At 38.6% G+C, this 23,157-nt stretch carries 17 protein-coding genes; 6 read left to right on the top strand and 11 right to left on the bottom strand.

Features of this window, described 5'->3' with window-relative positions:
- Positions 1 to 47 precede the first annotated feature (47 nt).
- The gene (locus ACKTS5_RS05175) at positions 48 to 1,112 is read left to right on the top strand and encodes a DUF3179 domain-containing protein (protein WP_408042780.1); all 1,065 of its coding nucleotides are present in this window, start codon (positions 48 to 50) and stop codon (positions 1,110 to 1,112) included.
- 26 nt (positions 1,113 to 1,138) lie between these two features.
- Here ACKTS5_RS05175 and ACKTS5_RS05180 read toward each other — a convergent pair whose 3' ends face one another.
- The 11 genes from ACKTS5_RS05180 to miaB all read right to left on the bottom strand — a co-directional run bounded on the left by ACKTS5_RS05180 (position 1,139) and on the right by miaB (position 15,449).
- Complete coding sequence (locus ACKTS5_RS05180) at positions 1,139 to 3,553, bottom strand: hypothetical protein (protein ID WP_408042781.1); 2,415 nt, start codon at positions 3,551 to 3,553, stop codon at positions 1,139 to 1,141.
- Positions 3,554 to 3,685: 132 nt separating this feature from the next.
- Positions 3,686 to 6,145 (bottom strand): hypothetical protein, encoded by a 2,460-nt coding sequence (locus tag ACKTS5_RS05185; RefSeq protein WP_408042782.1) that lies wholly within the window; start codon positions 6,143 to 6,145, stop codon positions 3,686 to 3,688.
- A gap of 179 nt (positions 6,146 to 6,324) precedes the next feature.
- Complete coding sequence (locus tag ACKTS5_RS05190; protein WP_408042783.1) at positions 6,325 to 8,712, bottom strand: hypothetical protein; 2,388 nt, start codon at positions 8,710 to 8,712, stop codon at positions 6,325 to 6,327.
- Positions 8,713 to 8,870: 158 nt separating this feature from the next.
- Positions 8,871 to 10,505 carry a chaperonin GroEL gene (gene groL / locus ACKTS5_RS05195; protein WP_408042784.1) on the bottom strand — a complete coding sequence of 545 codons (1,635 nt, stop codon included), beginning with the start codon at positions 10,503 to 10,505 and terminating at the stop codon, positions 8,871 to 8,873.
- A gap of 59 nt (positions 10,506 to 10,564) precedes the next feature.
- Positions 10,565 to 10,840: a co-chaperone GroES gene (locus ACKTS5_RS05200; RefSeq protein ID WP_408042785.1), complete on the bottom strand. Its 276-nt coding sequence runs from the start codon at positions 10,838 to 10,840 to the stop codon at positions 10,565 to 10,567.
- A gap of 161 nt (positions 10,841 to 11,001) precedes the next feature.
- Entirely contained in the window at positions 11,002 to 11,340 is a 339-nt protein-coding gene (secG, locus tag ACKTS5_RS05205; protein WP_408042786.1) for a preprotein translocase subunit SecG, read from the bottom strand.
- Positions 11,340 to 12,068 carry a hypothetical protein gene (locus ACKTS5_RS05210; protein WP_408042787.1) on the bottom strand — a complete coding sequence of 243 codons (729 nt, stop codon included), beginning with the start codon at positions 12,066 to 12,068 and terminating at the stop codon, positions 11,340 to 11,342. Before ACKTS5_RS05210 ends, secG begins: the two co-directional genes overlap by 1 nt.
- A gap of 8 nt (positions 12,069 to 12,076) precedes the next feature.
- On the bottom strand, positions 12,077 to 12,583 hold the full coding sequence (locus ACKTS5_RS05215) for an LptE family protein (protein WP_408042788.1): 507 nt from the start codon (positions 12,581 to 12,583) through the stop codon (positions 12,077 to 12,079).
- 7 nt (positions 12,584 to 12,590) lie between these two features.
- Complete coding sequence (locus ACKTS5_RS05220) at positions 12,591 to 13,820, bottom strand: sigma-54 interaction domain-containing protein (RefSeq protein ID WP_408042789.1); 1,230 nt, start codon at positions 13,818 to 13,820, stop codon at positions 12,591 to 12,593.
- 6 nt (positions 13,821 to 13,826) lie between these two features.
- On the bottom strand, positions 13,827 to 13,973 hold the full coding sequence (locus ACKTS5_RS05225) for a hypothetical protein (protein WP_408042790.1): 147 nt from the start codon (positions 13,971 to 13,973) through the stop codon (positions 13,827 to 13,829).
- A gap of 21 nt (positions 13,974 to 13,994) precedes the next feature.
- On the bottom strand, positions 13,995 to 15,449 hold the full coding sequence (gene miaB / locus ACKTS5_RS05230; protein ID WP_408042791.1) for a tRNA (N6-isopentenyl adenosine(37)-C2)-methylthiotransferase MiaB: 1,455 nt from the start codon (positions 15,447 to 15,449) through the stop codon (positions 13,995 to 13,997).
- A gap of 219 nt (positions 15,450 to 15,668) precedes the next feature.
- Between miaB and topA the strand changes: the two genes are divergently transcribed.
- The 5 genes from topA to porM all read left to right on the top strand — a co-directional run bounded on the left by topA (position 15,669) and on the right by porM (position 23,138).
- Positions 15,669 to 18,143, top strand: a complete 2,475-nt coding sequence (topA, locus tag ACKTS5_RS05235; protein WP_408042792.1) for a type I DNA topoisomerase — start codon at positions 15,669 to 15,671, stop codon at positions 18,141 to 18,143.
- Positions 18,144 to 18,206: 63 nt separating this feature from the next.
- On the top strand, positions 18,207 to 19,364 hold the full coding sequence (locus tag ACKTS5_RS05240; protein ID WP_408042793.1) for a formimidoylglutamase: 1,158 nt from the start codon (positions 18,207 to 18,209) through the stop codon (positions 19,362 to 19,364).
- A 101-nt stretch (positions 19,365 to 19,465) separates the two neighbouring features.
- Entirely contained in the window at positions 19,466 to 20,833 is a 1,368-nt protein-coding gene (gene porK / locus ACKTS5_RS05245) for a T9SS ring complex lipoprotein PorK/GldK (RefSeq protein WP_408042794.1), read from the top strand.
- Positions 20,834 to 20,896: 63 nt separating this feature from the next.
- Positions 20,897 to 21,550, top strand: coding sequence for a type IX secretion system motor protein PorL/GldL (porL, locus tag ACKTS5_RS05250; protein WP_408042795.1), 654 nt, complete (start codon positions 20,897 to 20,899; stop codon positions 21,548 to 21,550).
- A 43-nt stretch (positions 21,551 to 21,593) separates the two neighbouring features.
- Positions 21,594 to 23,138 carry a type IX secretion system motor protein PorM/GldM gene (gene porM / locus ACKTS5_RS05255; RefSeq protein ID WP_408042796.1) on the top strand — a complete coding sequence of 515 codons (1,545 nt, stop codon included), beginning with the start codon at positions 21,594 to 21,596 and terminating at the stop codon, positions 23,136 to 23,138.
- Positions 23,139 to 23,157 lie beyond the last annotated feature (19 nt).

A 23,157-nucleotide genomic window follows, 5' to 3' on the forward strand; every position in this document is an offset into this window, starting at 1 on the left:
GTCAATTAGGGGCTTTTGATCAATCTGCTTAATTCAAAACACGACAAATGAAAATACTATGCAGAATGCTGGTTGTTGCTGCCTTGATTACTTCGTGCGCAGCTGAGCCTATTGTTAATTCAGGAAACTCCGTTCAAGGAGCGGGAGCGGGAGTTATCTGGTCTATTCCCAAAGATAAAATAGTCGATGGAGGTGTAGGCGAAGATGGGATTCCTTCACTAGATGATCCGAAGTATTATAATTTTAACGATGTTACGTACATAGGAAATAATGAACTCGTAATAGGAGTGGTGATTGATGGTCAGGCACGTGCTTATCCGCATAAAATATTGGATTGGCATGAAATCGTCAATGACGATTTTGGCAAGTCGCAAAAAACAGTTTCCTATTGTCCATTAACAGGAACTGCTATGGGCTGGGAACGCGAAATTTCTGGACATGTATTAGATTTTGGTGTTTCTGGTTTGTTGTACAATGCAAATCTGATACTGTACGATAGACAAACGAAAAGTCGATGGAGTCAATTGTCGCGGAAGTGTGTTAATGGCGAATTGCTAGATACAGAAGCGGTCAGTTTTCCTGTGCTAGAAACCACTTGGGGGATGTGGAAACGAATGTACCCCAATACCATTGTACTATCCGATATACAAGGTTACAATTTTGATTATTCATTTTATCCCTATGGTTCTTATCGTTGGAATAATAATTACTTTATTTTTCCCGTAGATAATTTAGACACACGTCTTGGTGCAAAAGAACGCGTGCTCGTGCTTTATTACAAACAAATAGCTAGGGTGTACCGTTTTGAAAGTTTTGGAGGTGGAAAAGTAGTGAAACAACAGTTTTTTGAGAAGCATCACTTAATTGCGGGAACACCTGAGGTTATGGTAGCCTATGAGTTGGCGGAAGATCAACTGCATTTGGAATTTGAATTGATGCACTTTGGCCGCGCATTTTTAAAGGACAATGAAGGCAATACTTGGTCGTTGGGAGGAGTTGCATTGAGCGGACCAAGAAAAGGCCAAAAACTAGTTTTGGCCTCATCCTATATGTCCTATTGGTTTGCGGTGCCTCCGTTTTTTAATTGGACCACCATTATTGACGTATTATAAATTTGACTTTATTACACGGAGTTAAACTACGGTAAGGTGAGAACTACCTTTTTAGAAATTAGGATTCCAGATTCTGAAATTCCTTGGAGGTGTATTTCAAAATGCTCCTGAAGTTTAGGGTCGAAAGAGTAACTAATTTTTTGATTCTTTGATAAGTGTACCTCTGGTTCCCAGTGTACGGCACCAAAATGTTGAAATTCATTGCTCAAATACGATTTGAATTCAGGGCTGTAGTATTGTTTTACCTTGGCAAAACCACTTTTGGCAACAACAGATCTATCGCGGTAGTTGCGTTTTTTTGCTAATTGTTCAGGAGTTTTACTGTAAATATAGACATGTGCTCTACTTCGCATATCCAAAACAGGACCGAAGAAAATTTCGTCAGCTTCATCCAAGTACATGGATTCAATGATTCTAATATCGTGAGATATTTCTACGTCGTCTAAAAACACGCGCACAGGAGTAAAGAGTCCATCTTGTCCATCAGTTGCAATGTCAGGAGAGGTCGTTTCTGGGTCCGCATTTTTTGGATTTTTAGGGGTCAGGCTCATACGGTTGTGCATCATCCCTCTGGGTTTGAGTTGTAATTGACCTTCGTTATCAATAACTTGAAAACCTTTAAACATAACAAATCCTAAAACTGTTTCACCTGAGCCAACTATAAGCCTGTCTACTTTTTGATATTTGAGCATGCCTCCTGCATTATGATATCCTGGATTGTTGTTGGTAGTTCGTTTTTTAGAAATCGTTACCTCGTCTAAAAGTTCGTGTTTTTTAAACACCTTTTCTAGGTTATTCAATTTGTAGTTGAGTGTTACGGTAGGTGATTCTTCTGGAAGTTTTACTTGAGATTCAGCTAAAAAGCAGTCCGAAAATTGTAAAATAGGAGTAATAGCTTTGTAACCCTGCTTCTTTTTTAAAGCAAAGGTCATCTTCGCGTTTTTAGTGATGAACGACTTTGGAAATTTGATTTGATTATCTGTTACAGGGAGCTCCCTTAGTAAACTTCCATCGTCTGAAAAAACGAGTACTTTGCTGTTGTTCGGTAACTGTTGGTTGAATTTTCCAGTAATATCAATTCCATTTTCAAAGGCAAAAACCGTACTGGGAGGACTGTTAAAAATATGATCCCAGTTGTATTTACTCCAGCCTTGGGTGAGTAGGAGTAAATCTAAGTCTCTCAGTTTTTTAGGATTGGTGTTTTTAAAGTAGTATTCACTGTTTTGTATCGCTCCTTTGACATAGGGGCTTAGGACAAAACTCGAAAAAATATCCTGTTTAGGGCGGTTCCCTTTATGTCCTTTAGGCAAGATACTCGCACTTAAAAACAGACGTTCATTGAGTGGGTTTTGGATTTGGAGGGCCAAACTGTCTTTGGGATGTTGGTTTAGGCTAAGCTCTAAAGCTTTGCTCTTTTGGCTTTCTTTGTGCACGTATACCAAGCGTTCCATTACCGGGGTGTTTTTTTCATTAAATACTGTTACGATATGGATGCCTGGATGCATTTTTTCCTTTTCTACCAGTAATGCATATTGCAAGTCTTTACCGTTAAACGTAAATTCCTGTTGTTGAAATTGTCGGGTGTTGTGTATCAGTAACGTGTAGGATTTTCCTTTGAGTAAGGGGAGTGAGTTTTTGTTTGTTTTTACGGTTACTGTTAGTCGATTGCTATTCGAATTGACTACGCGAATACCGATGCCTCGTTCTTGAATAATAGGATTTTCTTGAGTGAGAACAATTCCGCTTTCGAGTTGAACTTCAAAGAGGTATTTTTTACCACTTCTCATAAATAAAACGGCATTTCCTAAACCAAAATTATTGGTGCTAAACTCTTTTATAACTACACCTTTTTCATCTTTGATAAGTCCTTTAGCGATTTTCAGGCCTTTATTATTTTGATCTTTGACCAAAATACCGATGTTATTGAAGTTGTTGGCAAGTAGGTGTCCACCTTCTGGAAATATTTTAAATTCATAAAACTGTTTTTGCCCGAGTTTAGTGGCGGTTTTTTGGGCTTGCATATTATTGATTATGTTGATTTCTTGAAGATAGGAATGATCTTCTTCAAAATTTCGCATCCAATTGGTAGAGGCCTTGATAAAATAGGTAGCTTTTTGTAGGGTAGAGTCTACAGCGATACTACCGCTTCCCATACCATTTTTTAAAGCAACTAGCTGTTGTTGTTGCAATACTCCTTCCTTGTCGTAAAGCGATATGTAGAGGTTGGAACTTGTTTTGTGTAACTTTTGTGAATTTTGCTCTAGTAAATAGGCTTTAAACCAAATCTCTTCTCCTTTAAAGAAACTCGTTTTGTTGAGGTGGAGAAATGGAATTTCTCGCGTGTTTTCAAAATAATTGTTGTAAGCCTCCGAAAGCGTTGATTTTTGTGCAACGGATTGCAGTCCCATAAGCAGGATTCCAAAGAATAGAATTTTTTTCATAGTAACTTCAAATTAGTTGTAGGTAAGATACAAAAAATAGGTCAATTTGGATGTGGATTCGATCGAAAACTGTTAGTTTACAGTACTTAAATAGCTACCCGAGAAATCGGGTAGCTACCTGTTGTAAGTGTTTTAAAAGTTTCTTTTAGGAGCGATATGTAGTTTTTGTGAAAAGAATTGACCACTTTCAGAAATCCCCTCAATAAATATGAGAAATTCTTGTTGTAGCTTTCCGTCAAAATGCAATTGTTGACTTCCCTTAGCAGAGATATGGGTTTCAGGTTGCCAATAAATGGCGCCGAAATGTTGAAATTCAGGACTCGTATAGGAGTTAAATTCAGGACTGTAATACTCTTTAATTTTTTCAAAACCTTTGTCAATAGTGATACTCGCATTACGACGATGTATTTTGCGTAGTTGGTTAAGGGGTTTTCTGTATAAGTAAATATGTTCAAGGCTTCGTAGTTCATAAACTCGGCCGTAGAATATTTCGTCAATCTCATCGAGATATATAGATTCTAACATCCAACTATTCTCTGTAATTTCTATGTTGTCTAAAAAAATACGAACTTGATAGGAGTTGGTGTTTTCACTGGCTAAATCTGGTGAGGCAATAACATCATCACTAGCTACGCTATTTCTTCTGTGGGTTAATTGGTTCCCCGCACCGAAGTTAGTGCTATTGGAAAAAGAGCTATTTTGAAGTGTCCCCCTATTTCCAGCTCTAGCCTGTAAAACTATATTTTCTTCATTGTTATACGTGGTGCGATAGCCTTGGTAATTTAAGTAGTTTAATACGGTCTCTCCTGAGCTTTTAGAAAGTTGGTCCGTCTTTTTTCTAGTTAAAAGTCCAGGGCTGGTATAAGCAGGTTGGTGTTTGGATTTTACTTTTTTGGTAACGGTAACCTCGTCAAGTATTTCTGTAGCTTTGAAGGTCCTTTCCATATCAGGTAGTTGGTAAGCTAGTTTGTAGCGTTTTTGTTGAGGGATATTTGTCAATTGATCATTGGCTAAGCTATTTTTACCAAACTGCAATACGGGAGTAACCGGTTTGTATCCTTTTTTAGTTTTTATCGCGAATGACATTTGCGAGTGTTTAGTGACAAAGGTCATTGGAAGTAGAAATTGGTTGTTAACCACCGTAGTTTGAGTCATTACTTTGCCGTCATCGGAATAGACGAGTAAAAGACTGTTGTCTGGGATGGAAGTGTTGAAGAATCCACGGATGTCAATACCATTCTCAAAGTGAAAGTTGGAGGTTGGCGGATTGTTGAATATTTGATGCCAACGATATTTACTCCAGCCCTGAGTCAGCATTAACAAGTCTAAATTTTTTAGTTTTTGATGATCAGGATTTTTCAGGTAATCAGCTGCCTGTTGCAGATTTCCACGCAAGTAAGGACGCAGTAAAAAATTAGTAATTATGGAATTTGTTGGGTTGTAGGCTTTTGTCTTTAACGGAAGTATACTAGTACTGAAATGCACCTTTTCATTTAGTGGGTTTTGAATGCTTAGCGCAATCGAATCGCTGTGGATCTCGGACTTCAGAATTAATTCATGACTAATTTGACTGCGGTAGTTAAATATACTTCGCTCGAGCAATGGGCGGTTCTCTTCGTCAAAGACGGTGATAATTGAAACACCATTAGGTAGTTGATTTTTAGGAACTAGTAAGGTGTACTGTTTGTTTTTAAGATTAAAAGTAAAAGGCTGTGATCGATATGCTCGAGTGTTGTGAATGAGAATTGTATACGTCTTTTTGTCTAACAGTGGTAAAGAGGCTTCGTTGGTTTTAACGGTAATATTGATATTGTCTTTATGACTGTTAACAACACGTATACCGATACCTAGGGGTTGAGGAGCTACGAGTTCCTCTTTGAGTATTATACCATTTTTTAGATGAGCCTCAAAATAGAGCTTTTCATCGCGTTCGATTGCAATCACAGTACTGCCGAGACCAAATTCGTTCGTATTGAATTCTTTAATAATTTTGCCTGCAGCGTTTTTAATAAATCCCTCTTCAATAGCAACTCCCATATTATTTTGATCTTTTAGGAGTATTCCCACATTATTCTGGATATTGGCTACGAGTTGTCCTCCTTCTGGTAACAGTTTGAATTCGTAATAGTCATTTTGATCTTTGGCAAGGGCAGTGCTTGATTTTTCACTGGAGTTTATGAGGGTGATTTCTTGAGAATAAGAAGTATCGTCACCGAAGTTTCGCATCCAATTGGTACTTGCTTTCAGATAGTATTTATCAGCAGTCAAGGTTGAGTCTAAGGCAATACTGCCCTGTCCCATACCATTTTTCAAAGCAACGAGTTGCTGACGTTGTAGTTTTCCTGTGCTGTCAAATAGAGAAACGTAGAGGTTGGTGCTTGTAGGATGAAGTTTTTCGGAGTTTTGTTCGAGTACATAGGCTTTGAACCAGAGTTCTTCGCCGTTGAAAAAAGTAGTTTTGTTTAGATGAAGATGTGGGATTTCTCGAGTGTTTTGGAAATAGGAATCATAGGCTTCGTGAAGGTTTTGATTCGTTTGTGCATTTGTCATGGTAGCAATTCCAAGACTCAATGCGAATAGTAGTTTTTTCATAGTTTTACAAAGTGTTTAAATTGGAATAAAGTTGTGGTTATGTCAATTTTTTTTAGCCCTAGTTCGATTGGTTTCGTTGTGGTGTGTAACTATTTTGACACCTAAAAAGAGCTACCTCCCCTTCATAGGTAGCCCTTGTAAACAAATAAATATAATTGAGAATAAGTGAGGGGGGTTGGTTAAATAGCGAATTTTTGGTAAATGAGTTTTCCTGATTCCGATATTCCCTGTACCTGAATAATCATAGATTCCTGTAACTTTGAGTCAATAGTAAACTCTTTGTTAGTAGCTTTATCGATATGCAATTCTGGTGACCAATGGATAACACCGTACTTTTGAAATTCGTCGCTCATATACGAAGAGAATTGAGGAGTGTAAAACTCCTTCGCTTTAGCAAATCCTCTTTGGATAATCAGACTGTTTTTTCTGTTTTTTACACGAGTCAATTGCTCTGGTGACTTTCTGTAGATATACACTTGTACACTACCGTTCATTCCGATGTTTGCCGAACTGCGATTACCGTAATAGATTTCGTCAATTTCATCTAAATAGGTGGTTTCTAACAACCAAGTTCCGTCAATTTCTACATTGTCGATAAAAAAACGAAAGGGACGATTGAGACCTTGTTGATTTCTTTGAGAGAGATCAGGGCTCCCGCTAGTACCTAAAGCATCGTATGGAGCAATCACTTGCCCATTGACAACACCGATACTGTTGTCTTCGTTCGAATCTGTTCTGCGAATTCTGAATCCTTTATAGTTTAAGAAGTCCAATACGGTTTCTCCCGAACCAACAATCCCATTGCTCACTTTGTTTCGTTTCAAGAAACTTTGATTGACAAAATTAGGGAGCTCTTTTTCTTCTTTTTTGGCACGTACGAGTACTTCGTCAAGTACTTCATAGTCTTTAAAAACATCGTTGATATTAGCGGTAAAACTGGTTGTGGTATACGGGTTTGTTTCGAGGTGTTCAGGAGCGAGACGCTCAGGTAAGACACTTTTAGAAAATTGTAAAACTGGTAGTACCGCTTTAAATTTTTTCTTTCCTTTTAAGGCAAAGTTTATACGTGTGTTTTTTAATAAATACGTTTCAGCCAATTCAAACTGATTGTTTTTAACCGTGGTTTGCGTGATAAAACGATTGTCGTGTGAGTAAACTAATAAGCTTTGATTGTCAGCGATATCCTTGTTAAAGCTACCTTTGATACGCAGTCCGTTCTCAAAAGGAAATTGTGTTTTTGGTGGCGCGTTGAAAATTTCATTCCAATCGTACTTACTCCAACCCTGAGTGATGAGTAATAAATCCAAATCGCGTAGCTTTTTACTTGACCCATTGGTAAAATAGTAATCCGGGTTTTGTATTTGTCCTTTGATATAGGGCTTTAAAAGAAAGCTACTTATGATAGAGTTTTTGGGCTTATTTCCAATGTGATTACTCGGTAAAATACTCGCACTGAGATACAGTTTTTCTTTCAATGGGTTGGTGACGTTTATCTTTAATGAATCCCCGTCTTTAACAGTGGTATTGACCGCAATGTTTTTAATCAAAGAATTCTTGTTTACAAAGACCAATCGCTCTAGTAAAGGTCTATTTTTTTCGTTAAAAACAGTGATGATGTTGATTCCAGCAGGCAATTCCGATTTGTTAACCAATAAGCTGTATCGATATTTCTCTTTTTTGAATGTAAAAGGTTGCTTTTTAAAGGCTCTGGTATTGTGGATAAGAATGGTGTATTCCTTGTGTTCCAGGTCGGCTAAGGACTCCTTGTTGGTTTTGACGGTAACGGTAAGTACTTTTGAATTGCTGTTCGTCACTCGTAAATTTACCCCTTGTAGTTGCGCGGGAGCAGTGCGCTGTGTCAGGATATTGCCATCGCTTAAATGAGCTTCAAAAGTGTACTGTGCAGTATTTTTGATGAATAGGACGCTGTTTCCTAGACCGAATTGATTGGTGCTAAATGTTTTGATTATGTGACCGTCTTGATCTTTGATGATACCTTTCTCAATAACGACTCCACGATTATTTTTGTCTTTGACCACCAAACCGAGGTTGTTAATGGTGTTTGCCAATAAGTGTCCGCCTTCGGGAAGGATTTGAAATTCGTATTGCTTAGCAGTTGACTTGGCGGCTAAATCACGACGTTTCTCAGAACTCAAGATGTCAACTTTTTGAACAAAAGCGCAGTCCTCACGAAAGTTTTTCATCCAATTGGTAGCAGCCTTTAGGTAATAGGTTTTTCCTTTGAAGCTGGTATCTATTTTAAAGCTTCCTTTTCCGAGTCCGTTTTTTAAGGCGATTAGTTGCTGACTTTTTAAAACCCCCTTTTCATCGAATAGCGATACGTAGAGGTTGGAACTTGTTTTGTGTAGTTTTTGAGAATTTTGCTCCAGCATATACGCCTTGAACCAAATTTCTTCACCGGGAAAAAAACTCGTTTTGTTGAGGTGTAAAAAAGGAATTTCTCGTGTATTTTCGAAGTACCTGTGATAGGAGTCTTCAATGGAGCTCTTCTGCGCGTTCGCGATGAAAGTAAACCCCAATAGCAACAGGGTAATGTATTTTTTCATAGTAATTTATTTGTAATTTTTATGAAAAAATTATCAAAGATTGTGCCGAAATACTAATTTTATGTTAAGGAATAGTGTTTTTTATTGTGTGATTATATGTAAAACGGCGTAATTCCTAGGAATTACGCCGTTTTGTGAAATATTGAAATGTTTTAGAATTACATCATTCCAGGCATTCCACCACCCATTGGAGGCATAGCTGCTGCTGGATTTTCTTCTTTGATATCTACTAAAGCACATTCTGTTGTCAAGATCATTCCAGAAACAGAAGCTGCGTTTTCTAAAGCCACACGTGTTACTTTTTTAGGATCGATAATCCCTGCGTCTAGCATATCTACATAGGCTTCTGATTTTGCATCGTATCCGAAATCTTTGTCTCCTTCCAATACTTTGTTGATTACTACAGATCCTTCTCCTCCTGCATTTTCTACGATAGTACGTAAAGGAGCTTCGATAGCTTTATTTACGATCTGGATTCCGGTAGTTTCATCTAAGTTGTCGGTAGTTAATGATTCCAATACTTTTTTAGCTCTTACTAAAGCTACACCACCTCCGGCAACGATACCTTCTTCTACAGCAGCTCTCGTTGCGTGAAGCGCATCGTCAACGCGGTCTTTCTTTTCTTTCATCTCTACTTCTGAAGCAGCTCCTACGTATAATACAGCAACTCCACCAGCTAATTTAGCCAAACGCTCTTGTAATTTCTCGCGATCGTAATCAGAAGTAGTCGTTTCGATTTGCGCTTTGATTTGATTAACGCGTGCTTTGATCTGAGCTTCTTCACCGGCACCATTTACAATAGTTGTATTGTCTTTGTCAATGGTTACAGTTTCAGCAGTTCCTAATAAGTCTAAGGTTGCATTTTCAAGAGAGAATCCTCTTTCTTCTGAAATTACAGTTCCTCCTGTTAAAATTGCGATATCTTCTAACATTGCTTTTCTACGATCTCCAAATCCTGGTGCTTTTACAGCAGCAATTTTCAATCCTCCACGCAATTTGTTAACTACTAATGTAGCCAATGCTTGTCCGTCTACATCTTCAGCGATGATTAATAACGGTTTTCCTGATTGTGCTACTGGCTCTAGTATAGGAAGAATTTCTTGTAAGTTAGAAATCTTTTTGTCGAATAATAAAATATACGGATTGTCTAAATCAGCAATCATTTTATCAGCATCCGTTACGAAGTAAGGAGATAAGTATCCTCTGTCGAATTGCATCCCTTCTACTACGTCAACATAAGTGTCTGTTCCTTTAGCTTCTTCTACAGTAATAACCCCTTCTTTACCAACTTTTCCGAAAGCTTCAGAAATTAAGTTACCGATAAAAGCGTCGTTATTTGCAGAAATAGAAGCTACTTGTTGGATTTTTTCTGAGCTGTCACCAACTTCTTTTGACTGTTTAGCCAAATCATCAGTGATAGCAGTTACAGCTTTGTCGATTCCTCTTTTTAAATCCATTGGATTTGCTCCAGCTGCTACGTTTTTCAATCCTTCTTTAACGATAGCTTGCGCTAATACAGTAGCGGTAGTAGTTCCGTCACCTGCTAAATCATTGGTTTTAGAAGCTACTTCTTTTACCATTTGTGCTCCCATGTTTTCAAGAGCATCTTCTAATTCAACTTCTTTTGCTACAGAAACTCCGTCTTTCGTTACGTGCGGAGCTCCAAAAGATTTAGAGATGATTACGTTTCTACCTTTAGGTCCTAAGGTTACTTTTACTGCATTTGCTAAAGCATCCACACCGCGTTTTAATCCTTCGCGCGCGTCTACGTCAAATTTTATATCTTTTGCCATGGTTTTTCGTTTGAAATTCTATGAATAGAATCGGTTATTAGTTTGAATTGTTTGTCGGATTAGATGATTGCGAAAATATCACTCTCACGCATGATCAAGTAATCTTTTCCTTCGTGTTTAAGTTCTGTTCCGGCGTACTTTCCGTATAAAACGGTATCGCCAACTGTCACTGTTAAAGGCTCGTCTTTCGTACCGTTACCAACGGCAACTACAGTACCTTTCTGAGGCTTTTCCTTAGCGTTATCTGGAATGATGATTCCCGATGCTGTGGTCGTTTCTGCTGCAGCTGGTTCTACGAGAACTCTGTCTGCCAAAGGCTTAATAGTTAATCCCATTTTATAGATGTTTTTTAATTTTAAATTTAGATATTTTTAGAATGTCAGAAACTGTGCCACGGCGGTGATGCTGACACAATTTCAAGAATAATAGGGTGTCGAGAAACAAAAAATGCCAACGTGTCATTACGTTGGCATTTTTTTCAGTATGTTGAAGTGTATTACTTTACACTGTCTTGTTGCGTAGTGGTAGTCGCTGGAGTTTGTGCCGGCGCTGTTTGAACACCTTCTAAGGTATTCTCTAATTGCGGAGCGTTTGCTGTCGTTTCTCTAGGAATAGCGAAGTTCGCCATCAATATCAACGCAAACATAGCAATGGCTAAGGTCCAAGTTGTATTGTCTAAAAAGGAATTTGTGTTTTGAACTCCTCCGATATTTTGCGCACCTCCACCAAATGAAGAAGACAATCCTCCTCCTTTAGGGTTTTGAACCATTACAATTAAGATTAAAGCTATCGCAATTATTAAAATTAAAATTAATACTAAATTATATGTAGTCATTATTTATTGTTTTGTAAAATTTTGATCTTTTTAACTTGGTCTGCAAAGAAACCACTTTTTTCTGGATATTTCAAACTTAATATTTTATAAGCCTGAATAGCACTGTCATATTTCTTTTGTGCCAGGTAAACTTTTGCTAAGGTTTCCGTGGCAAGCTGGTTGTTTTGTTTGTTTTCTGCGACTTTAAAATCACCGGTGTTGTGTTTGCTAGGACGGCTGATTTTAGGACTGGTTTCTATAAATCGATCGATTATTTTTTCCTGTTCTGTTTTCTCTTTAGGAATTTTCACTGCAGGTTTGCGCTGAATGGGCTTGCTCTGCGTTAACTCGAGCCATTGATTAAAAGAAAAGGAATCGTTTTGGGTGAACCGCAACGGCTGGTCAATACCCAATTCTTCAATTGCTTTTTTGACTGCTGGTTGACTTCCTTTGAGCAAGCGTTCCTTCAAGGGCTTTTTAGCAGCGACTTCTTTGTCTTTTGTTTGCGTACTAAAGTCAGTAGCCGTAATCAAATCGAATAAAACTGATCGGTCAACAGTATAGGCCGCTGTACGTTTAATTTCCTGATTAAATTTGTAGCTCTCTTTGGTTTGCAACAGTTTTAAGTACAGGGCACGTGCAGGTTGGAAATACGGGTATTTCTCAATGATTTCCTTGAGTGTGCTAGCATCTTCTTCTCGAAAGGAAGAGGCTTTGATCAGATTTGATATGTAATTAGGTGTTAACACGATTGCTGTTACCAGTTGGCCACCGAGGCATTAAAAATATCTTGTGTAATTCTCGTTAAAATTTCTTCAAGTGCTGTGTCCAAAAGTCCACCGACTAATTGCTGTGAAGCACCGTAGTCATAGTAGAATGAAAATTGTTTTTCGAAACTGTCTTTTTCCTTTAAATTGTTTGTAAAACGAACGTTGACTACGATGGTCAAACGGTTTTGAGCAGCCGTTTGATTGGCCGTGGCACTCATCGGTGTGATTCTGTAGTCTACAATTTCTCCTTCGAAGAGCAATTCACCACTATTATTAACCAAGGTCAGATTGGTTTGTCGGGTAAACAAATCTTGGAAATCTTGAGTGAAGCGTTGACTCAACGTCGGCTCTATAATGGGAGCCTGATTGGGGAAAAAGTTAATTTGTACGGTCTTGGCATTTCCCGTGTTTACTCCTGAAAATCCGTAAACACCGCAAGAAACTACGGTGAGCACTGTACAGAGTACGAGTAAGTATTTGATAACTATTTTCATTTTTTTTTTAAAGGTTGTACTGTTTTATTTTTCGGTAAAGTGTGCGTTCAGAAATTCCGAGTTCTTTGGCCGCTAATTTGCGCTTACCATTATTTTTTTCCAACGATTTTTTAATCATTTCCACCTCTTTTTCTTGAAGCGATAAATTTTCATCTTCCTCGATGGTCTCAATATAATCAAAAGTAGTGTGGTTAGATGTAGTTTCAGGTATTTGTACTACTTCTACCTCAGGTTGTGCAGCAGGAGCTTCTTGATAAATACGCTGTATTAAACGATGGTTGTTTTCTTGTACCTCGGCTGAATTTCCTTCTTTTAGCAGGTCTAAGGTCAACTTTTTTAAATCGTTGATATCGTTGCGCATGTCAAAGAGTATTTTATACATAATGTCGCGTTCACTCGCAAAGTCGTTTTGTGAACTTTGCGTGCTCCCCACTACGGCAGGTAAATTTCCTCGTAAGTTAGGCAAGTATTGTACCAGTTTGTCAGGTGTTATTAAACGATTTTCTTCCACCACAGAAATTTGTTCTGCGATATTTCGCAATTGTCGTATGTTTCCTGGAAAATTATAGGTCAATAACATTTTTACCGCATTTTCATCCAATCGGATAGTAGGCATTCGATATTTCTGGGCAAAATCAGCAGCAAATTTTCGGAACAGTAAATGGATGTCCTCTCCGCGTTCTCGCAAGGGAGGGAGTGGTATTTCAATCGTACTTAAACGGTAGTACAAGTCTTCCCTGAATTTTTCTTTGGCAATGGCCTCGTGCATATTTACATTGGTAGCAGCAACGATGCGGACATTGGTTTTTTGAACTTGAGAAGATCCTACTTTAATAAACTCACCGTTTTCCAACACGCGCAACAAACGTACCTGAGTTGTCAACGGTAGTTCTCCTACTTCGTCTAAAAATATGGTACCGCCGTCGGCCACTTCAAAATAGCCCTTACGCGTAGTAGTCGCTCCAGTAAAAGCTCCTTTTTCATGTCCGAACAATTCACTGTCTATGGTTCCTTCCGGAATTGCTCCACAGTTCACAGCAATGTACTTCGCGTGTTTGCGATGTGATAGGGCGTGTATAATTTTAGGGATACTCTCTTTCCCAACCCCACTTTCACCAACTACAAGTACGGAAATATCAGTCGGAGCTACTCGAATAGCCTTCTCAATAGCTCGGTTGAGCTGTAAGTCGTTTCCGATAATGCCGAAGCGCTGTTTTACTGCTTGAAGTGATTCCATAGTTACTTAGTACTTAAATTCTGCTGTATACGATAATATATGAGTTGCTTTTGTTTTACGTGCGCTTGCATCGCTATTGTCACCTTCGTTTTTTGAACAGGCACTCTTTAGCACTAAGCCTAGTAATAAGGCTTGTGTAATTTTCTTTTTCATAGTAATTTTTAAGTTGAATTATTAATTGTTCTCCGAATAATCCACAGCAGTTCCGATCAAGGTGGTAGAGGTACAACTTTCAATTTTTACATTGACAAAATCGCCCATCTTATAATGTTCCTTAGGGAATACTACTACAGTATTCTGAGTGTTTCTTCCTTTCCAGTGTTGGTCTGATTTTTTAGAAGTTCCTTCAATAAGTACTTCCTGAACTTTGCCTACGTGCTCTTGAGCTCTGAACAAACTGTGTTCTTGCTGTAAGTTGATAATCTCCTGAAGACGTCTCTTCTTAATCGCCAACGGAATATCGTCTTCCATCTTTTTGGCAGCCAAGGTACCTGGACGTTCAGAATAGGCAAACATAAATCCAAAACTGTATTTTACCTGACGCATTAAGTCGAGTGTGTCGAGGTGGTCTTCTTCTGATTCTCCACAGAAACCGGCAATCATGTCTTGACTCAGGTTCATTTCAGGAATGATCTCGTAAATGTTTTTCACCAACTCTAAGTATTCTTCACGGGTGTGTAAACGATTCATTGCTTTTAACATGGCATTACTACCACTCTGGATAGGCAAGTGAATGTATTTACAAATATTTTGATGTTTGGCCATTACTCGAATAACGTCTAAAGTCATGTCTTGAGGATTGGACGTCGAGAATCTAAAACGCATTTTTGGAAATTCGGTCGCACACATGTCTAATAACTGTGCAAAGTCAACAGCCGTAGCTTGCGCCATTTCAGAAGCTTTTTTGAAATCTTTCTTCAATCCACCTCCGTACCATAAATACGAATCTACATTTTGACCTAAGAGGGTAATCTCTTTAAAATTCTTTTCGTGCATCGAACGAATTTCTTCGATGATACTCTTCGGGTCTCTACTTCGTTCACGTCCACGTGTGAAAGGTACCACACAGAAGGTACACATGTTATCACAACCACGGGTAATCGAAACAAATGCCGACACTCCATTGGAGTTCAAACGCACAGGCGAAACATCGGCGTAGGTCTCTTCTTTTGACAAGATAACATTAACAGCGTCGCGACCTGCATCAACTTCTTCTATTAAGTTCGGTAAATCTCTGTAAGCATCTGGCCCAACAACGAGGTCTACAATTTTCTCTTCTTCTAAAAATTTAGCTTTTAATCGCTCTGCCATACACCCTAAAACTCCAACTTTCATTTTTGGGTTTTTTCGTTTGGCATGATTGTATTTTTGCAGTCTGTTGCGAACAGTTTGCTCCGCTTTTTCACGTATAGAACAGGTGTTCACCAAAACCAAATCGGCCTCGTTTATATCTCCAGTAGTATTGAAACCTTGCTCTGCTAAAATCGAAGCGACGATTTCACTGTCGTTCATATTCATTTGACAACCGTAACTCTCTATAAAGAGTTTTTTAGAATTGCCTTCCTTTTGCTCTGTTAATAACGGTTTTCCTTGAATTTTTTCGTCAATAACTTTCTCTACGTGTTCCATAAAATCCTAATATCGTGATGAAAAATAGACTGCAAAGATACAACCAAAATGTATAAGTTATGACAAGATGACAGAAATTAATTCGTAAATTCAGCTCGTTTTGGATTAAATAAATGTAAAATTTTAGAAGACGAGGTCTAATAAAAAAAAAGTGGCTACTTTTGCAAACTATAAAAGTTTACATGTAATAAGGTGTAGCTTAGATTAAGAGTAAGAATTATGGCAAAGAATTTAGTAATAGTTGAGTCACCAGCAAAGGCGAAGACTATTGAAAAGTTTTTAGGAAAAGACTATCAGGTAGAATCGAGTTTCGGACATATAGCGGATTTACCGTCGAAAGAATTAGGAGTAAATGTCGAAGGAGATTTTAAACCCAAATACATCGTATCTACAGACAAGAAGTCGGTTGTTAAAAAACTTAAGGATTTAGCCAAGAAAGCAGAAACGGTTTGGTTAGCATCCGATGAAGACCGCGAGGGAGAGGCCATTGCTTGGCACTTAGCGGAACAATTGAAGTTGAAAGAGGAAGGAACGAAACGTATCGTTTTTCACGAGATCACCAAAAAGGCCATATTGCACGCCGTTGAAAACCCTAGAACCATTAATTACAACTTGGTAAACGCCCAACAAGCACGACGCGTATTGGACCGTTTGGTAGGGTACGAATTGTCACCAGTACTTTGGAGAAAAGTAAAAGGAGGACTGTCTGCAGGACGTGTACAATCGGTAGCGGTTCGTTTGATTGTAGAACGCGAACGCCAGATTGAAGACTTTGTTCCCGTAGCGTCATACCGCGTTGATGCGGAGTTTGTTAATGCGCAAGGAAAACGTTTTAAAGCCAAATTAGGAAAGAATTTTGAAACTAAAGAAGAGGCAGAAGCCTTTTTGAATAGCTGTTTAAATGCGGAATTTAGCATTGCTGATTTACAGAAAAAGCCTGCTAAGAAATCGCCAGCACCACCGTTTACCACATCGACCTTACAGCAGGAAGCCTCGAGGAAATTAGGATTTCCGGTTGCGAAGACCATGATGATGGCACAGCGTTTATACGAAGCCGGTTTGATTACCTATATGAGAACGGATAGTGTAAACTTATCGGACGATGCAAAAAGCGCAGCTAAGGAAGAAATATCTAATTATTACGGACCGGAATACAGCAAGCCGAGAAATTACTCGACCAAGGCCAAAGGAGCACAAGAGGCACACGAGGCCATCCGTCCTACAGATATGACCAAGCACGAAGTACAAGTAGATTACGATCAGGACAGATTGTACAGCCTAATATGGAAAAGAACGCTTGCCTCTCAAATGAGTGATGCGCAATTGGAGCGTACCGCTGTGAAAATTCAAAATAATGCCAACGATAAGTTATTGGTAGCGAATGGAGAGGTGATAAAATTTGAAGGATTCCTAAAAGTATATTTGGAAGGAACCGATAATGAAGATGAAGAGCAAGCTGGAATGCTCCCTGCCTTACAGGTAGATGAGCGCGTAGAGAATACGTTTATCTCTGCAACCGAACGCTATACAAGACCTTCTGCAAGATATACGGAAGCCGCTTTGGTTAAGCGTCTGGAAGAACTCGGTATTGGACGTCCATCTACGTATGCGCCGACGATTTCAACTATTCAGCGACGTCAATATATCGAAAAAGGAACCGTAGAAGGTAAGGAGCGCGGATACGTGCAGTTAATGTTAAAAGACAACGCTGTTAAAGAGATGAACCTGACGGAAAAAGTTGGTTCTGACAAAGGTAAATTAGTACCTACGGACATTGGTAAAATTGTAAATGACTTCTTAGTTGAAAACTTTGAGTCTATCTTAGATTACGGATTTACGGCGAAAGTAGAGAACGAATTTGATGAAATAGCTTCAGGTAAAGAAGATTGGACGGAAATGATCCGTGATTTCTACAAAGGCTTTCACGTACGAGTAGAGGATGTTGCCGCAAATGCTGAGCGAGCGAGCGGACAACGTTTGTTAGGAATAGATCCGGACAGTGGGAAAAATGTATACGTGCGTTTGGGACGCTTTGGAGCCATGGTCCAAATTGGAGAGGCGACCGATGAAGAGAAGCCGAGATTTGCCAGTTTACAAGGCGATCAAAATATGAGTACCATTACTTATGAAGAAGCGATGGATCTCTTTAAATTACCTAAGGTTTTAGGACTGTATGAAGAAAAAGAAGTCGAAGTAGCAAACGGGCGTTTTGGACCGTATGTGAAATTTGATTCAAAATACGTATCTTTAGAAAAAGATGACAACCCAATGTCGGTTACTTTAGAGCGTGCTATAGAGCTTATTGAGCTCAAGCGTAAAGCAGATGCGCCCATAGCAGAATACGAAGGTATGCCAGTACAAAAGGGTGTGGGTAGATTTGGCCCGTATTTAAAATGGAATTCGATTTTTATCAACGTCAATAAAAAATACGACTTCGACAATTTGTCACAAGAAGACATCGAAACGTTGATTGAAGATAAAAAGAGAAAGGAAAGAGAAAAATTAATTCACAACTTCGAAGAAGTTGGAATTCGTGTGGAAAAAGCTCGATGGGGTAGATTCAATGTTATCAAAGGGAAAATTAAGGTAGAACTTCCTAAGACAACAGAGATAGAGAAACTTACTCAAGACGAGGCTGTTAAGATGATTGAGGCAAAAACACCTAAGAGGAAATCTGTGAAAAAAAAGAAATAAACTATTACTAGCAGAAGATAGTTTTTTTAGTATATTGCGATTCCTTTTAATCCCCTTAAATAGATGAATGTCGATTTTTTATCGCCGGTCAATAATACAGTAGTTGCCAATATTTTGGCACAATCCAACACCAGTCTTGGTGCTACTGTCCGTGTGTTTACGGAAAATGATGGCTTCCCTGATTTATCAGGGGTGCGTTTGGCTATTGTAGGGGTAGCTGAAGGTCGCGGGTCCGAACAGACTCACTGTGAAGAAGGACTTTACAGAATACGAAAGGCACTGTACGCTTTGTATCCAGGGAAATGGCATGCGCCAATCGCGGACATAGGTACAGTGAAACAAGGGAATACGGTAGAAGATACTTATTTTGCCGTACGTACCATACTTACAGCATTGTTGAAAAGGAATATTATTCCAATCCTCATTGGCGGTAGCCAAGATTTAACCTATGCCAACTATCGCGCTTATGATAGTTTGGAGCAGACGGTAAATTTGGTGGCTGTAGATAGTCGTTTTGATTTAGGAAAGGGAGAGCAAGTGCGCTTATCACAATCTTTTCTCAGTAGGATTATCATGGAAGAACCGAATAATTTGTTTAACTATAGCAATATCGGTTACCAAACCTATTTCAACTCACAAGAAGAAATTAATTTATTAGACAAACTGTACTTTGATGCATACCGCCTAGGACAAGTGAAAGACATTACTTTGGTTGAGCCTATCATGCGTGATGCAGATATCGTCAGTTTTGATATTGGGAGCATTCGTCAAAGCGACGCTCCTGGAAATGCACAAGGGGCTCCCAATGGTTTTCACGGGGAAGAAGCTTGTGCTATAGCACGTTATGCAGGAATAAGTGACAAAGTTACTTCATTTGGTGTCTATGAATATAGTAGCGCTTTGGATCGCAATGACCAAACGGCGCAGTTGATGGCTCAAATGATATGGTACTTTATAGAAGGAGTGAATTACCGTGCCAATGATTACCCGTATGCTACCAAAGAAAGTTATGAGAAGTATACTGTGGTATTAGAAGACGATGACCCAATGAACTTTTATAAAAGTGATAAGAGCGGTCGTTGGTGGATGGAAATAAATTTAATATCGAATAATAAACACAAAAGACACGCGTTAATACCATGTAGCTATCGAGATTATGAGCAAGCGCTGAGTCATAAAATACCAGAAAGATGGTTTAAGGCGTTGCAAAAGCTTGCTTAAAAGTAAGTTAGCTGTAAAAGGTCTAAAATTTATAACTCGAAATTGTTTTTTAATAAAAAAAATAATAGGTTTACGCCTCTTTTTATAAGAAAGAATAAAGTATGAAGAAATTAGCAGTATTTGCATTATTAGTGTCTATCGTTTACGCCTGTGGTTCTAGTGGCGATAGAGGAGAGTTGGTAGGAGTTAAATCCAAGAGGAAGTGGTTTGCTGAAAAACCTTACGGAATGGCAAAAATTCCAGGAGGTTCTTTTACTATGGGTAAACAAGATGAAGATCCCCTAGGAGCCATGAACGCACCGACAAAAACAGTTACTGTTCAGCCTTTTTATATGGATGAAACTGAAGTAACCAATACCGAATACAAACAGTTTGTGTTTTGGGTACGTGACTCGATTACCAGAACTAAGTTAGCTATGCAAGCTGAGTTCGCAACTACCGGTGATGAGGAACAAGGTAAAGCTGAAGGAATTCAAAAATATGCCTTTGCTTCGAAAGATACGGTAAACGAATCTGCTTATGACAAGTACATGCGTGAAAACTATTACGAACTAGGTGAAGGATTGGATTCTTTGAAGCCGTTGAACTGGCAAGAAGAAATTATCTGGGAGCAACAAGAGTATCCAGATGCCGATTACGTTGAAGTAATGGATTCTTTATACATCAAGAAAGACGAAGCGTTAAATGGTATCCGTACCTTTAATACAAAGTTGTTGAACTATAGATACTACTGGTTTGATAACGAAAAAGCTGCCCGTTCTGGAAAAGATAGAAAAGATTTTATGAAAGACGAGGTAATTAACATCTATCCAGATACCACAGTTTGGATCAAAGACTTTAACTATTCTTACAACGACCCTATGCACCAAGAGTACTTTGCGCACAAAGCATACGAAAACTATCCGGTAGTAGGGGTGAACTGGAGACAAGCAAAAGCGTTTTGTCACTGGAGAACACAAAATAAAAACAGTTACCAACGTTCTAAAAAGAAGTTAGGATTAGTACCAGCGTTCCGTTTACCTACGGAAGCAGAATGGGAATACGCTGCGCGTGGTGGATTGAACTATGCGAAGTATCCTTGGGGTGGTCCTACAACAACAAGTGACCGCGGATGTTTCTTGGCAAACTTTAAGCCTGTTCGTGGTGACTATGCAGCCGACGGTGCCTTGTATACTGTAGAAGCGCAGTCGTACAACCCGAATGAGTACGGATTGTACAATATGGCAGGAAACGTGGCAGAATGGACTGATACGGCATACAACCAAATGTCATATTACATGGGGTCAACAATGAACCCAAATGTTGAAAACCCTGAGAACAGAAGAAAAATTATCCGTGGAGGATCGTGGAAAGATGTCGCTTATTTCTTAGAAGTAAGTTCAAGAGACTGGGAGTACGCTGATACTGCAAGAAGTTATATCGGATTTAGAACTGTTCAAGATTACCTTGGAACAAACAAGAGTAAATAAAAGCAAGAACCCAAATAAATAATAAATAATAATCAAAATTAATTTCCCTTAAAAAGTAAAATTATGGCACAATCAAAAACAACTAAGAAATTATTTAACATGGCCTATGGTCTAGGTGCAGCTATCGTTATTGTAGGAGCTTTATTTAAAATTATGCACTTTAAATTCGGTTTTTTAACTGGAGGGTTGATGTTAACAATTGGTATGGCGGTTGAAGCATTAGTATTCGCACTTTCTGCTTTTGAACCAGTTGAAGAAGATTTAGATTGGACAAAAGTATATCCAGAATTGGCTGGAGGAACTTCATTAGGAGGTAGCAAGAAAAAAGAAGCTAGCCCAGACGAAGCACAATCTATGTTATCTCAAAAATTAGACAACATTTTAAAAGAAGCGAAATTAGATGCTACGTTAATCTCTAGCTTAGGAGATAGCATTAAGAATTTCCAAGGAGCTGCAGAAGGATTGACTTCTACTTCAGCAACTATTTCTTCTACTAACCAATACAACGAGCAAATGTCTATGGCAGCTGCTAAATTAGAATCGTTAAACAGCTTATACACTACGCAAGTAGAGAATGCTAGCAAGCAAGCTGATTTAAACTCTTCTTTAGTTGAAAATTCACAACGTTTACAAGAGCAAATGGATTCATTGGCATCTAACTTATCTTCGTTAAACGGAGTGTATGGTGGTATGTTATCTGCAATGTCTAACAAATAATTAGACCCTGATCTAATTATTAATTTTTAAAGAATAGAATCATATGGCAGGAGGAAAACTATCACCAAGGCAGAAGATGATTAACCTGATGTACCTAGTGTTCTTAGCGATGCTAGCAATGCAGATGGACAAAAAGGTATTATCATCTTTTGGATTTATGAAAGAAAAAATCGAGGATGCGAATATCATCGCAACTAAGAACAATACCAATGCGTTAAAAAGCCTTGAAACGAAAGCTTCAGAACAACGTGAAAAGTTTGGTCCAATTTATGACCAGGCCAAACGAGTAAATGAAGCTTCGAACGAGTTTTTTAGTTATTTAGCAGGATTGAAAGGGAAGATGTCTGAAGACATCGCTCCAGAAGACGAGAAAAATTACGAGTCTCAAAAAGGATCAAACAAAGTTGATGAATTGTTATTCGCTGGAGATAAATTTACACCAGAAGGTGATAAGTTTGTAGCGGAGATTAATAAGTACAACAAAGCATTAAAAGAAGTTTTAGGAGATAGTATTAGTACTACTTTATTGACAAACATCGATAAGCGTTTTAATACAAACCCCGACAAATCTGCGGAAGGTCAAGATATTCCTTGGTTAAAAAGTAGATATGAAGGAATGCCTTTGATTACATCAATCGCAAACGTAAGTCAAATTCAAGGAGACGTTCGTACTACGGAATCTGAAATTATCAACAGTTTAGTTGGAGGGCAATTAGAGGCAGAGGTTTCTATGAGCAAGTACAACGGTATCGTAGCCTTAGATAAGAATGCATTTTACCCAGGTGAAAAAGTTACTGGATCGGTAGTATTAGGTAGATACGATGCTACGTTAAAACCAACACGTGTTGAGTTTAATGAGAATAAAGATTACAAGAACTTTAAGGATGGTCACGTTGTAGTAGACATGCCAGCAGGTTCTGTAGGAGATAAGAAAATCAAAGGAACCATCTTCTTTACGGAAAAAGGAGAAGAAATTCCAGTTCCATTCGAAACTACTTACTCTGTAATCCCAAAACCTAACAGTGCAGTTATTTCAGCAGACAAAATGAATGTAGTCTACCGTGGGTTAGCCAACCCAATGACTATTTCGATTCCAGGAATACCTGGTAACAAAGTATCTGCTATTGCCCCAGGACTTAAGCGTACAAGTGGAGACAACTACGTAATGCGTCCAAAGGGAGGTAACGAGGTAGCGATTCGCGTAAGCGGTAAATTGCCTGACGGTTCACCGGTGAGCTCTGTAAAGAAATTTAGAATTAAAGACATTCCACCAGCAGCAGGAACAATCCGTAACCAATACGGTACGGTAAAAATGCCTAAAGCGAGTGTGGCGAAGATTGTAGTAGGAGCTGGACTACCAGATTTCTTATTTGATTTACGTTTAAAAGTATCGAGCTTTAAAATTAAAATTCCAGGGCAGGTTACAATACCTGTGTCAGGAACGCGTTTAAATGCTAGAGCCAAGAAAGCTTTACAAAGAGCTAGAAGAGGTGATATCATTACTATCTTCGGTATTAACGCATCGGTTGTTGGATCGGGAGTTAAAATCAAGAAGGTATTCAACGTAAATATTGAAATTACAAATTAATAAGTAAAATTATAGAAGT

The sequence above is a fragment of the Tenacibaculum litopenaei genome (genome assembly GCF_964514025.1).
GTDB classification, from domain to species: Bacteria; Bacteroidota; Bacteroidia; order Flavobacteriales; family Flavobacteriaceae; genus Polaribacter; species Polaribacter litopenaei.